The organism is Aquimarina sp. Aq78 (assembly GCF_900299525.1).
Taxonomy (GTDB): Bacteria; Bacteroidota; Bacteroidia; order Flavobacteriales; family Flavobacteriaceae; genus Aquimarina.
Window position 1 is genome coordinate 175876 of record NZ_OMKA01000026.1, and the last position, 13648, is coordinate 189523.

Annotated in this window: 12 protein-coding genes and 1 tRNA gene; 6 read left to right on the top strand and 7 right to left on the bottom strand. The window is 30.9% G+C overall.

The annotated features are described in order from the left end of the window. Positions 1 to 40 precede the first annotated feature (40 nt). A complete protein-coding gene (locus DG435_RS17070; protein ID WP_106793694.1) occupies positions 41 to 2083 on the bottom strand; it encodes a glutamine--tRNA ligase/YqeY domain fusion protein in 2043 nt (680 codons plus the stop codon). 161 nt (positions 2084 to 2244) lie between these two features. Here DG435_RS17070 and folB point away from each other — a divergent pair, with 161 nt between their 5' ends. Next, positions 2245 to 2601, top strand: coding sequence for a dihydroneopterin aldolase (folB, locus tag DG435_RS17075; protein WP_106793693.1), 357 nt, complete (start codon positions 2245 to 2247; stop codon positions 2599 to 2601). A 95-nt stretch (positions 2602 to 2696) separates the two neighbouring features. Next, a tRNA-Cys gene (locus tag DG435_RS17080) sits at positions 2697 to 2767 on the top strand. 30 nt (positions 2768 to 2797) lie between these two features. Here DG435_RS17080 and DG435_RS17085 read toward each other — a convergent pair. The 3 genes from DG435_RS17085 to rnr all read right to left on the bottom strand — a co-directional run bounded on the left by DG435_RS17085 (position 2798) and on the right by rnr (position 6475). Then, positions 2798 to 3493, bottom strand: coding sequence for a LysE family translocator (locus DG435_RS17085; RefSeq protein WP_106793692.1), 696 nt, complete (start codon positions 3491 to 3493; stop codon positions 2798 to 2800). Between the two features lie 38 nt (positions 3494 to 3531). Further along, complete coding sequence (locus DG435_RS17090; protein ID WP_106793691.1) at positions 3532 to 4209, bottom strand: head GIN domain-containing protein; 678 nt, start codon at positions 4207 to 4209, stop codon at positions 3532 to 3534. Between the two features lie 67 nt (positions 4210 to 4276). Next, positions 4277 to 6475, bottom strand: a complete 2199-nt coding sequence (gene rnr / locus DG435_RS17095) for a ribonuclease R (protein ID WP_106793690.1) — start codon at positions 6473 to 6475, stop codon at positions 4277 to 4279. 547 nt (positions 6476 to 7022) lie between these two features. Between rnr and DG435_RS17100 the strand changes: the two genes are divergently transcribed. The 4 genes from DG435_RS17100 (at position 7023) to DG435_RS17115 (ending at position 9618) form a co-directional block, all read left to right on the top strand. Continuing rightward, the gene (locus DG435_RS17100; protein WP_106793689.1) at positions 7023 to 7262 is read left to right on the top strand and encodes a hypothetical protein; all 240 of its coding nucleotides are present in this window, start codon (positions 7023 to 7025) and stop codon (positions 7260 to 7262) included. Between the two features lie 551 nt (positions 7263 to 7813). Continuing rightward, positions 7814 to 8248: a ribose 5-phosphate isomerase B gene (gene rpiB / locus DG435_RS17105; RefSeq protein ID WP_106793713.1), complete on the top strand. Its 435-nt coding sequence runs from the start codon at positions 7814 to 7816 to the stop codon at positions 8246 to 8248. A 3-nt stretch (positions 8249 to 8251) separates the two neighbouring features. Beyond that, positions 8252 to 9169 (top strand): cation diffusion facilitator family transporter, encoded by a 918-nt coding sequence (locus tag DG435_RS17110; protein ID WP_106793688.1) that lies wholly within the window; start codon positions 8252 to 8254, stop codon positions 9167 to 9169. Positions 9170 to 9174: 5 nt separating this feature from the next. Next, complete coding sequence (locus DG435_RS17115; RefSeq protein ID WP_199852713.1) at positions 9175 to 9618, top strand: GNAT family N-acetyltransferase; 444 nt, start codon at positions 9175 to 9177, stop codon at positions 9616 to 9618. A gap of 42 nt (positions 9619 to 9660) precedes the next feature. Here DG435_RS17115 and DG435_RS17120 read toward each other — a convergent pair whose 3' ends face one another. From DG435_RS17120 to DG435_RS17130, 3 genes are all read right to left on the bottom strand, one after another. Further along, positions 9661 to 11283: a S41 family peptidase gene (locus tag DG435_RS17120; RefSeq protein ID WP_106793687.1), complete on the bottom strand. Its 1623-nt coding sequence runs from the start codon at positions 11281 to 11283 to the stop codon at positions 9661 to 9663. A gap of 47 nt (positions 11284 to 11330) precedes the next feature. Beyond that, the gene (gene rnpA / locus DG435_RS17125) at positions 11331 to 11708 is read right to left on the bottom strand and encodes a ribonuclease P protein component (protein WP_106793711.1); all 378 of its coding nucleotides are present in this window, start codon (positions 11706 to 11708) and stop codon (positions 11331 to 11333) included. A 110-nt stretch (positions 11709 to 11818) separates the two neighbouring features. Next, positions 11819 to 13648: a M1 family metallopeptidase gene (locus DG435_RS17130; RefSeq protein ID WP_106793686.1), complete on the bottom strand. Its 1830-nt coding sequence runs from the start codon at positions 13646 to 13648 to the stop codon at positions 11819 to 11821.

Genomic DNA, 13648 nt, shown 5'->3' on the forward strand with positions numbered 1-13648 from the left:
ATAGACACAGAAATATTTTCTGTATCTATAAGTTCTCCCTTTATATATCATAGTTAGAGGCAACTTCTTTGGCCTCTAATTGTAATAATTCATTTTTATCATCAAGAGCTTTAGTAATAAAATCTTTTGCTAATTGATCGGGTTGATTTCCTTTATTTTTAAGAATTACACCCAAAGCAATCATAGTAGCAATACGGGTTCCTGCTTTTTTTACAGCCGTATCATAAAGTGGTACAAGCTCCTCTATTTCTACAGTTTTAGCCGCTTCTATAATTTTAGTTTTAAGCACTTCTCTTTTAGCATCTGGCACATTTGTATACTTCTTCCCTGCTCTTTTTATTTCTTCGATTGCAGGTATTTCATTTTGCTTATTCTGAGGTTTGTTTTGATTATTTTGATGTGTCGAAACCGGTTTTACTTTTGCCCATGTATCTCGTAAACCAACAGTTTTGTTAAATACCAAAGCATCAGGTTTACTATCAATATCCACATTAAAATACCCTAATCTTTGAAACTGAAACTGCTCTAATAGTTTAACATCTTTTAAGTTAGGTTCTACATAACCTGTTATTATTTTTAAAGAATCTGGATTTAAAAACTCAATAAAATCTTTATCCTTATGACCGTCTGGTGCCTCATCATTAAACAATCGATCATAAATCCTAATCTCTGAAGAAATTGCATGTGCTATCGATACCCAATGTAATGTACCTTTTACATTACGTTTTGATTCTTCGGTACCACTTCCCGACTTACTTTTTGGATCATATGTACATTGGATTTCTGTAATATTTCCTTCGGCATCTTTTATCACACGTTCTCCTTTGATGATATATGCATTTTTAAGCCGTACTTCTTTCCCTAAAGTCAATCTAAAGAACTTTCTACCTGCCTCTTCTTTAAAATCTTCTCTTTCGATATACAATTCGCCAGAAAAGGGTACTTTTCTAGAACCTGCAGCTTCATCTTCTGGGTTATTTTCTGCTTCTAACCATTCTTCTTCTCCTTTTGGATAATTCATTATAACGAGCTTAACTGGATCCAAAACAGCCATTACTCTTGATGCCGTTTTATTAAGATCTTCTCGTACACAGAACTCTAATAATGATACATCAATTACGTTTTCGCGTTTTGCAACGCCAACAGTTTCAACAAATTTTCGTATTGATGTTGGAGTATATCCACGTCTTCTTAATGCCGAAATTGTAGGCATTCTAGGATCATCCCATCCAGATACTACTCCTTCTTCTACTAACTTGAGTAACTTACGCTTACTCATAATTGTATAGCTTAGATTAAGCCTTGCAAATTCCCTTTGTTTTGGTCGTATATTAGTACTGTATATCTGATCAAGAAACCAGTCATATAATTTTCTATGAGGTTTAAATTCTAAAGAACATAAAGAATGTGAGATACTTTCTATATAATCACTTTCGCCATGTGTCCAATCATACATTGGGTAAATACACCAATCATCCCCAGTTCTATGATGAGATTTTTTTAATATTCTATACATCAAAGGATCTCTCATTAACATATTTGGGTCTGCCATATCGATCTTAGCTCTCACTACATGCTCGCCTTCATCAAACTTACCTTCTTTCATTTTCTGAAACAGCTGTAAATTCTCTTCAACAGAACGATCTCTGTATGGGCTATTACTTCCTGGTTCTACAGTAGTTCCTTTTTGAGAAGCAATGGTTTCTGCAGATTGAGAATCTACATAAGCCTTCCCACCCTTAATGAGTTGAACAGTCCAATCGTATAATTGCTGAAAATAGTCAGACGAGTAACATTCTTTATCCCATTGATATCCCAACCACGTTATATCTTCTTTAATTGCATCTACATATTCCTGTTCTTCTTTGGCAGGATTAGTATCATCAAAACGTAGGTTTACCGGTGCATTATACCTAAGACCAAGACCAAAACTAATACCTATTGCTTTAGTATGTCCTATATGCAAGTATCCATTGGGTTCTGGAGGGAAACGAAAACGTAAATTTTCTGTACTCATACCGGTTGTAAGGTCCTCCTCTACAATATGCTCTATAAAATTAAGCGATTTTTTTTCTTCTGACATCTGTAATCTAATAAAACACAAAACTACAAATTCTAATGCTGCCTTGCTATTGTATAAAAATCTTTAATACAATTATTTTATTATTACCAAAATTCATTAGAAAAGGGGTGTTCTCCCTGCTTAAATCATAAAGATTCTTTTTACATTTGCTTAAAAACCCCGTGGGATTAATAAAGTTGAAAAATATCAAGGTTTATGCCTATCATGGATGCCTTGTCGAGGAGAAAAAAATAGGATCCGATTACAGAGTGGATCTAAAGATTAAGGCCGATCTATCAAAGTCTGCAATATCTGATCGTTTAGCAGAAACTGTAGATTATGTTCATCTTAATCATATTGTAAAAGAAGAAATGGCTATTCGTTCTAAATTGTTAGAACATGCTGCAGAGCGAATTTTAGTTCGTATATTAGATGAATTACCATTGATTGATAAAGTTATTGTAGATGTTTCAAAAATTAATCCACCTATTGGCGGAAATGTAGAAATGGTTACTATTACAAGGAGCAAAAACCGATAACAATAGTGTTAAAATTATATAAAACGCTTTTTATTGTAAAATCATTTAAGAAGTAATCATAAATTTTTTTACATTTGCCTTCCAATCAAAAATTGGGTGTCGTGGCCGAGTGGCTAGGCAGTGGTCTGCAACACCATCTACAGCGGTTCGAATCCGCTCGACACCTCAAAAATCCTGTACTTATGTGCAGGATTTTTTATTTAAACCTGGATTCTGGTGTTATTTTTTCAATCTCGTCTTGGATTCGTTTCTCCATAGTATCCGGCAAAACACCTTTTAAAATAAGAAATACACCAAACACAATCATAACAATACTAATGATCCTTTTGATCATGTAGGTTCTTTTTGGCGTTAATTTTCTCTTTAATCTTTTTGCTAGTAACATTTTAAAGAAATCAATAAAAAGATAAGTACCTATAACCATTGTAAAAAAACGTAGAATTCTATTCGTATTCATGTCTAATTGTGGTCCTATAACAATGATAACACTTAACCAAAATCCTAATACTCCAATATTTATAAAATTGAGTAAAAACCCTTTTATAAACAACATAAGATAGTTGTGTTTATTGATAATCTCTACTGAAGTATCTCTAAGTTTATTATAGTTTTTTCTTTCCTGAATAAAAGAAATTACACCATAAGTAGACAATAACATCCCGCCAAATATAAATAAGGCAGGATCATCTTTTATTTTTTCTAAAATCTGATTGGTACTAAAATATGCGATAAGAATAAATACTATATCTGCAAAGATAACTCCTAAGTCTACAGCCAAAGCAGCTCTAAACCCTTTAATAGCCGCTGTTTCCAGAAGTACAAAAAAAACGGGTCCAATCAAAAAGGCTAATAAAAAACCTAATGGTATAGCTGCTTGAGCATCTTGAAGCATAGGGTCTAAGCGTATTTATTACAAAGTTAAAAAACTACTTAGTTAACTTCAACAATTTTTCCACCTAAAAATTTTTTGGTATCCTTTTGTTTTGGATCTCCATAAATTCTAATAGTTCCTCCTGCATTAGTTTTTGCTTTAATATAATCTTTAGCATTTACTTCTGCCACTCCTCCTGCACTAATTTTTACTTGTGTTCTTTCTGTTTCGAGTTCACTACCAAAATACTTTCCTCCAGAATTAATAACAATTTCCTGTTCTTTAGATATACCTTCTAAGTGCACCTCTCCACCAGTAACCGCTTTAATAAATAATGTTTCAGTTTCAGTTTTTGCTTGTATAACTGCTCCTTCTTGAGCTCTTAAATCAAGTTTATTTCTATTAAGAACATCTTTTACTTCTACCGTTGATCCTTCATTAGCATCAATTTTTCTAAGTTCTTCATAATGAACCAAAACTTCGGTATTGCTTTTATCCCATAGATTATCCAAAGACATTCTAATTTTTAGAATAAGACCTTCTTGAATAATTTCTACATCGTATCTTTTATAACCAGTGACTATAACTTTATGTTTATCACTTTTAACAAGAGTTACCTTTATTTTATCAAAAACTTTTACTTCTGTAAAATAATCTAGATTTTTGGTTTTAACGTCTTCTTGTGCTTGTCCTAATGCGACTAATAAAAACACAAAAAGAAATATTAATTTTTTCATCGCCCTACTTTTAAGATTTATATTTCAATTTTGATCTTACATAAAACAAACGACACTAATTTTTTGATTATTCTATTTCTTCCTTATTTCCTAACAAGGTGAAATCTAAGTGTCTTTTTATAAGATCAGCATTTTTTACTTTTACATATACCTCATCTCCTAATTGGTATACTTTTTTAGTTTGTTCTCCTATAATGGCATATTCATCTTGATCAAAAACATAGTGATCATCATTCATGTCTCTAAGACGAATCATACCTTCACATTTATTATTAATGATTTCTACATAAATTCCCCATTCTGTAACTCCAGAGATGACTCCCAAAAACTGTTCATCCTCATGATCTTTCATAAACTTTATCTGCATAAACTTTATAGAGTCACGCTCTGCACTAGCAGCCAGATTCTCCATACTGCTACTATGATTACATTTTTCTTCATATTCATCTTCTGCAACAGATTTTCCTTTATCTAAATAATGTTGTAACAAACGGTGTGCCATAACATCTGGATATCTTCGTATTGGAGAGGTAAAATGTGAATAATAATCAAACGCTAATCCATAATGACCAATATTATGAGTAGTATATTCTGCCTTACTCATACTGCGTATAGCTAAAGTATCAACTAAATTTTGTTCTTTTTTACCTTGAACATCCTTTAATAATCCGTTTAACGATTTTGTAGTAGTTTTTCGATCTCTAAGATCTAATTTATATCCAAATCTTCCAATAATATTTTGTAGTGCTGCTAATTTTTCATCATTAGGTTCATCATGTACACGATAAATAAATGTTTTTTTAGGATTTTGCTTTCCTATGAACTCTGCGACCTTTTTGTTAGCTAATAACATAAACTCTTCAATAAGTTTATTAGCGTCTTTAGAAGTCTTAAAAAACACTCCTACGGGTTCGCTATTTTCGTTTAGACTAAATTTCACTTCTACTTTATCAAAAGAAATAGCTCCCTCACCCATTCGTTTACCTCGCATAATTTTAGCAAGTTCATCTAATTTGAGTACTGCATCAGCTATTTTTTGATCAGCTTTATATTCTTTTCTGGTAAGTGAGATCTCAGCAGGAATTACATTTTCGCGAGTTTCTATAATATGCTGTGCTTCTTCGTATGCAAATCTAGCATCAGAATAGGTTGCTGTTCTTCCAAACCATTGATTTTTAATTTCTGCTTTATCATTTAATTCAAACACTGCAGAAAATGTATATTTCTCTTCATTTGGTCTTAAAGAACAGGCATTATTAGATAAAACCTCTGGTAACATAGGCACTACTCTATCTACCAAATATACAGATGTGGCTCTTTCATAAGCTTCATCATCGAGTATTGTTCCTGGTTTAACATAGTGTGATACATCTGCAATATGAATTCCGATTTCATAATTGCCATTTTCTAAAACCTGAAATGATAATGCATCATCAAAATCTTTAGCATCTTTAGGATCAATAGTAAACGTAAGAATTTTTCTCATATCCCTACGATTCTTGATCTCAGACTCCTGAATAGATGTATCTAAAGTGTTTGCATAATCTTCGACTTCTTCAGGAAACTCATAAGGTAAACCATACTGAGCCAAAATAGCATGTATCTCGGTATTATGCTCACCTGGTTTCCCTAGTACTTTAACTATTTTTCCAAAAGGTGAATCTGCTTTTTCTGGCCAATCTTCTAGTTTTACTAAAACTTTATCTCCATTTTCTGCATCTGCTATTTTATTCTTAGGAATAAAAATATCGGTATACATTTTGCCATCTTGCATATTTACAAAGGCATAATTTTTTTGAATATCTATTACACCAACAAACTCACTCCTTTTACGAGAAATAATCCTAGTAATCTCTCCTTCGCTCTTTCCTCTTCGCTTTCTACGATAAATATAAACCTCTACCTCATCACCATTCAGTGCTTTATTAAGATTATTATTTGGGATAAAAATATCATCTTCAAGATCTTTTACAATTACATATCCTGTACCTTTTGAAGTGATTTCTAAAATACCTGTATAAGTGTTAATGTTAGGTATAATCTTAAATTTTCCTCTTTCTACTTCTTCAATTTGTTTCTTAGCAGCGAGTTGAGATAATTTTTTTATAATCTGATTTCTACTACTTGCATCGTCTACTCCTAATTTTGATGCGATTTGTTTATAATTAAAATTTTTATTTGATTCAGCTTTTAATATTTTGAGTATTTCCTGTGTAATATTCTCTATTTTAGGTGACTTTTTTCTTCTTCTACTCTTTCTTTTCATTAATATCTGTTCTATATATTTATGATAAAAGTACAGCTTATCTTTTAACATCAGTAATTTTAACTTTAAACTTTTATTAATACTTAAATCATATTACTGTTGAATAACTCTAAAATACATTATCTGTAAATCAAGATATTACACCAAAAAAAAGTAAGAAAATACAGTTATTTTTCTTAAAATTTACTTAATTTTAGTACACTAGGATTCGATTTTATCCGTTTAGTATTTAATTCGATATGCACAAAATCAAAAAAATACATAAGATAATATTACTCTTCATACTCATATTTCTATTGGGCATATATTCGTTTACCTTATACATTAACAATACAATAGATCAGAAAAAAGAAACCTTGGAAGGATCAGAAATAAATAGTTCTGTAAAAACTGATCGTGAAGCCAGTCAAATCAATTAATTTTTTACTGTATAAATTTATTTATCAATCTAAGAAAAATTGATATTCGTTTTGGTTACTGTTAATTTGATTGTTACGCTTATTTTGTATCTTGTAAAAGGAAGATTATCAAGGAATAATTTTAAGAAATGAAAGATTTTATTACTATTAAAACATATACATATCCTTTTGAATATGCCATACTAAAACTACTTCTCGATCGAGAAGGTATTTCTTATTTCTTTGAAAATGAAACAATGGTAGGTGTTTTTCCTTTCTACTCAAACGCACTAGGAGGTATTAATTTGAAAGTTCATCAAAGAGACAAAAATAAAGTACTTCAGATCATAAACGATCTTAACACAGATTCTCATCTTAGAATCGTATAAACTAATACTCTTATTTCTTTATAGTTTTCAACATATATTAAATATATCTTTTTCTTTTTTTTAAATTTAAAATTAATAATGATGATTATAATATAGTGTGGATAGCGGTATAACTTTTTTGAGTTTTATTTGTTTTTTAAGTTAAACTGAATTTTGAGAAAAATATGAACAGGATATCATTGTTCTAATTGCTTGAAAATGTTCTAAAAATGAAATTTAATTAACAACTGTTAATAGTTAATCAACAGCTTAAATTTTTAATATTATTACGGCAAAACCGTAGTTTATAACATTAACTTAGCACTTGAAAACTTAGCTAAAAAAAGAGGGTTTAAAATTTTGATTTCTTACTACTATACTTGTATTCTAATAAAAATTAAAACTACCAAAAATACTTTATGAATTTTAAGAACTGTTTATCCACACTCACTGTTAACAGAAGGTTATGAGTTATTAACATTACCGTAATATTGGGTTAAATTATTGGTTTTTTGGAGTTTACTTTTTTTAGATTGAATTATCTTTGCTTAACTAATGAAATGAATAAAAAAATGAAAATAGCTATTGGAAATGATCACGCAGGGACTGAATATAAATTTGCAATTGCAGAATATTTGGAATCTGAAGGAATTGAGATTACTAACTACGGCACTAATGAAAACAATAGTGTTGATTATCCAGATTTTGTACATCCTGTAGCAAAAGATGTAAACACTGAAAAAGTTAGTTTTGGAATTTTGGTATGCGGAAGCGGAAATGGTGTAGCTATGACAGCTAATAAATACAATAATGTTAGGGCTGGACTTTGTTGGACAAAAGAAATTACAGAATTGACCAGACTTCATAATGATGCTAATATCATATGTATTCCTGCAAGATTTACATCAGTACCTCAAGCTATCGAAATGGTAAAAACATTTTTAGCAACAAAATTTGAAGGAGGCAGGCACTTAAACAGAGTACATAAAATACCAATGTGTATTTAGCCTATGGTAAAAATTCACGCCCATAACCATTCATATTCTCATGATAAACTTACTGGGCGTAATTTATTATTTTCTATTCTCTTAAATATTGGAATTACAGCTGCCCAGGTAGTTGGTGGTTTAATGTCTGGTAGTCTTTCTTTATTATCGGATGCATTACATAATTTTAGTGATGTACTTTCTTTGATAGTTAGTTTTTTTGCTAATCGATTAGCAAAAAGAGAAGCTTCTATTAAAAGAACTTTTGGTTTTAAAAGAGCAGAGATCATGGCAGCATTTATAAATGCTATTTCATTAGTTATAATAGCATTAATTCTTGTGTTGGAAGCCATAGAAAGGTTACTTAATCCACAAGAAATAAGTGCACATGTTGTAGTTATACTTTCTGTAATAGCAATTTTTGGGAATGGACTAAGCGTTTTGCTTTTAAGAAAAGATAGTAAAGTAAATATGAACATGAGATCGGCATATTTACATCTTATAACAGACTTAATGGCGTCTTTTGCAGTTTTAATAGGAGGGTTGTTAATGAAGTTTTATAAACTATTCTGGGTAGATAGTGTTTTAACTTTTGCAATTGCGATCTATCTGATTATTGTAGGTTATGATCTCTTAAAAAAATCATTCAAAGTATTAATGTTGTATACTCCCGATTCTATTGAGTTAAAAGAAATAGTAAATACAATTAATGCTTTACCAAAAGTTAAAAGTATACATCACGTACATGTATGGCAACTTAATGAAGAAGAAACACATTTAGAAGCACATATAGATTTTGATAATGATATTTTGGTTTCAGAATTTGGAGAAATACTTAATACTATTGAAGATATACTTTATAAAGAATTCAGAATAAACCATGTTACCCTACAACCAGAATATGGAAATAAGGATAATAAAGATATTATTGTACAGGATTAAAAAATATGGATATAAAATTTAAAGTTAAACGTTTTGATGAACTCTCTGCACTAGAACTATATAAAATTTTGCGCTTGCGCGCAGAAGTATTTATAATAGAGCAAGAATGTATATATCAGGATATTGATGATAAGGATCAAAAAGCACTTCATGTAATAGGGTATAAAGATGAAAAAGTTGTCGCATACACGCGATTATTTGATGCAGGTGATTATTTTAAGGAAACTAGTTTTGGACGAGTAGTCATACCTAAAAAAGAAAGACAATACGGGTATGGTCACAAACTAATTAAAGAGTCCGTAAATGCCATAGAAACACATTTTAAAACTAAGGTAATTAAAATATCTGCTCAGACCTATTTAAAAAAATTCTATGAAGCACATGGTTTTAAACAAATAGGAGAAGAGTACCTTGAAGATGGCATCCCTCATATTGGTATGATTAGATAATAAAAACTCGTTAAGTCTATGGACTTAACGAGTTTTTTATTCTTACTTTAAAAGTTCTTCGTATTTATTTTTGCTACTCAGTATTTCCTGACTTTTAGCTACTTCTGGATTGTGTGTTACATAATACGTATATAACCCTTCACGATAGAAATAACGCTTAATAATCTCATCTGTTAGTAAATTAACAATCTCGGTTTTATAGGTATCTAAAGCTGCTTGTTTAGAAGTATTTATCGAAGCAATAAGAGTGTTATAGGTAGAGATTATATCTTTATCAAACTTTTCTTTTTTCGCTATTTCTAATGACTTTTTAAATGATTTTTCGGTTTCGGTTTCAAAATTAAACTCACTTTGTTTTACAAAACTTTTAAAATCTTCATAATCTTTATCTGTAAATTTAAAATCAGAGGATTTTTTTAATTGATGAGAATAATAATATTTTGTTCCATATTCGAAAATAGCATCAGACCGTAATAAAGCTGTAGTAATTTTACTGAATTTAGAGGTCTCTAATTCAATATCAGGCTGTATACCACCACCATCATATACCGTTCTTCCGTTTTTGGTTTTAAAGGCTTTAAAATCTTGTTCATTGATACGCACAGCATTATTGTTTTTATCACGATTCCAATAATCTAATGCCTGAATACATCTACCACTAGGAGTATAGTATCTAGAAATAGTAATTTTTAATTGAGTACCATAGGTTAGTTTTTTTGGTCGCTGTACTAGTCCCTTACCAAAACTTCTGGCACCAATAACTATTCCTCTATCAAGATCCTGAATACCACCCGCAACAATTTCACTTGCCGATGCACTTCTTCCATTTACTAATACTACCAAGGGAATCTGGATATCAACAGGTTCTCTTTTTGTAAAATATTCTTTATTATATTTTTTAACTACTGATTTTGTGGTGGTAATTAACTCTCCTTTTGGTACAAAAATATTGGTAACATTTATAGCTTCACTTAATAAACCACCGGGGTTACCTCTTAAATCTAAAATCACTTTATTAGCACCTTTGGCTTTTAGGTCTTTTAAAGCATCGATAGTTTCACTAGAAGCTTTGTTATTAAATTTTGATAATACGATGTATCCAGTATTATCATCTAGCAATGTATGAAAAGGAACTGCATCTACTTCTATTTCTTCTCTTGTTAACACAGTTGTTCTGGTTACTCCTTGTCTTTTATAGGTAATATCAACTTTAGTTCCGCTGGCTCCTTTAAGAAGTTCTCCTGCATCATCTTTAAAATCAGAAACTTTTACATCTCCTATTTGAATAATTTCATCACCAGCTTTAAGACCAGCTTTATCTGCAGGATAACCTTTATAAGGTTCTATAATAATGATTTTATCTTTTATTGTTTTTACAGAGGAACCAATACCTGTATATTCTCCTGCATTACGTATTTTTGAAGCTTCAACATCCTGCTCGTTCCAATATTTGGTATATGGATCCAAATCATCTAACATGGCTTTGATTGCCGTATCCATTAATTCTGCCGGATTCGTCTCATCTACATAGTTCATATTTAATTCTTTGAACATTGTAGTGAAAATTTCAATTTGCTTAGCGATTTCAAAAAAATCTGACTTAAAACTCACAGTAGATAGTAAGATAATCACAGCGACTACTGGGTAGATAATTTTCTTCTTCATTGATGTTTTCTTTTAAATATTGGAAACCAAGTAAACATATGATGTTGTTATTTTGATTTTATTTCTTGTTCGACAAATTTTTGTAATATTCCTTTTATTTTAGATTCTATTAACGAATATTCAGGTATTTCTTTACCTGAAAATAAAAACATAAAAGTGAATTGGTGAGTAGTGTTGGGCACAATATACTTATTTTTTCTATAACTTTCACGCATTAAACGTTTTATACAATTACGATCTACTGCTTTTTTGAAATTGCGTTTACTAGCCGACACACCAGCCCTGATTTTAATATTCTCTTCAAAATTTGATTTTTTATACACTAACCTAACGGGGTATTTGGATATAGATTTTCCTTCAGAAAAAAGTAATTCTATTTCCGTTTTACTTTTTAACCTTTCTTTTTTATTAAAAGTAGCCTTCATTGGCATTAAATGTAGTGATTAGATTTCTTATATAAGTAATAAAAAAACCGGTTTTAGTACCGGTTTTTAATAAGACTTTAGTCTATATGGTCCACTCCTGTTAATAGCAATTATTCTGAAAAGCTATTATTATTAGGGTTTATATCTGCCATAGTATTTGTAATGTCAATGCCAATAGCTTTTATTTCAGATTTTGGTCTAGAAAGATTTAATGAATAAGTTGGGTTAGTCCAAGGCCAATCAGGCAGTATAGTCCTCTTCATTGATGGGATTGGGTTTTCCTTTTCATTACGCATTACTCTTAAAGGAATATAGAATGATTCTATAGTACTGTCTTTATATTCTACATAAACATCAATAGGCATTGGCATTAATCCAATACGCTCTATAGTGACTTTGGTTGTGTTGTTGTCTTCTACAACATCTTTAATCCCATAATCTATTGTATTTGTTGTTTGTGTCCAATCGGTTAAATACCAATCTAATTGTATTCCAGATACTTTTTCTGCTACCCTTTTAAAGTCATTAGGAGTAGGATGCTTAAATTTCCATTCATTAAAATATCTCTTAATCGTTTTTGCGAGATTATCTTTCCCAATAATATACCCTAATTGTGAAAGAAAAACAGCCCCTTTTGTATAGGCAGAGGCTCCATAAGCGGCATTATGCGAATAGCGATCTGCTTGAGTAGTCTGTGGTTGTTCTATACCAGAAGTAGCTAATTGGTAATATCCCTGATACATTCCTTTTAATGAATTAGGGTTATTTTGTTTCATTACATCATTCATAGCTAGAGTAGAAATATAGCTGGTAAATCCTTCATCCATCCACTCATGCTTAGACTCGTTGTTTGCCAGAATATGTTGAAACCATGAATGTGCCATTTCATGAGCTGTAACCCCAACAAGGCTACCAAAATTTCTTTCTCCTGTGATTAGAGTAGACATAGCATACTCCATACCACCATCACCACCTTGTAATACAGAATATTGATCATATGGGTATTTCCCTATTTTTTCACTAAAATAATTTACTAGTTCTACAGTTTTTGGCTGTAGGTCTTTCCAGTTTTCTATAATTTCTTTCTTGTTTTTATACAAAAAATGAAGTGTAGGGCCATTAGGTACTTTTACAACATCATGTAAATATTCTGGATCTGCAACCCATGCAAAATCATGCACGTTTGGGGCTTTAAAATGCCAAGAAAGCTTTTTACCTTTTCTTGTCACTTTTGTACCGGGTTCTTCATATCCATATCCTATTTCCTGCGGGTTTTGTAAGTATCCTGTACCACCCAAAATATAATCTTTATCAATATTTATGGTTACATCAAAATTACCCCATACTCCATGAAACTCTCTAGCGATATATGGATCAGCATGCCATCCTTCAAAATCATATTCTGCAAGTTTTGGATACCATTGTGTCATCGATAATGCGATACCTTCTTTGTTATTTCGTCCAGAACGTCGTATTTGTTTAGGTACCTGACCGTTAAACTTCATAGAAAAAGTAGCCTTTTCTCCTGGTGCAATAGGTTTATCTAATGACACTTCTAAAACAGTCCCGGCAGTTTCATATGTTAATGATTTTCCATTTTGTGATAAAGAAGAAATTTTTAAATATCCGATTTCTTCTGGGGTAAGTTTACTTATTCTGTTTCCAACCCGGGGATCTGGATCCGGCAGGTTACGAGAACGTATATCCATTTCACTTCCTGGTTGAAATGCATTAAAATATAGATGATAAAAGACCTGATTTAATGTATCCGGAGAATTGTTAGAATATATTAACTCCTGTGTCCCTTCATATTGAAAATTTTCAACATTCATATTCACATTCATGGTGTAATCTACGTGTTGTTGCCAATACGAAGTATTGTTTTGTGCGATTGCACAAAAGATGCCAACAAAAAAAACAAAAACAATCTTTTTAAACAT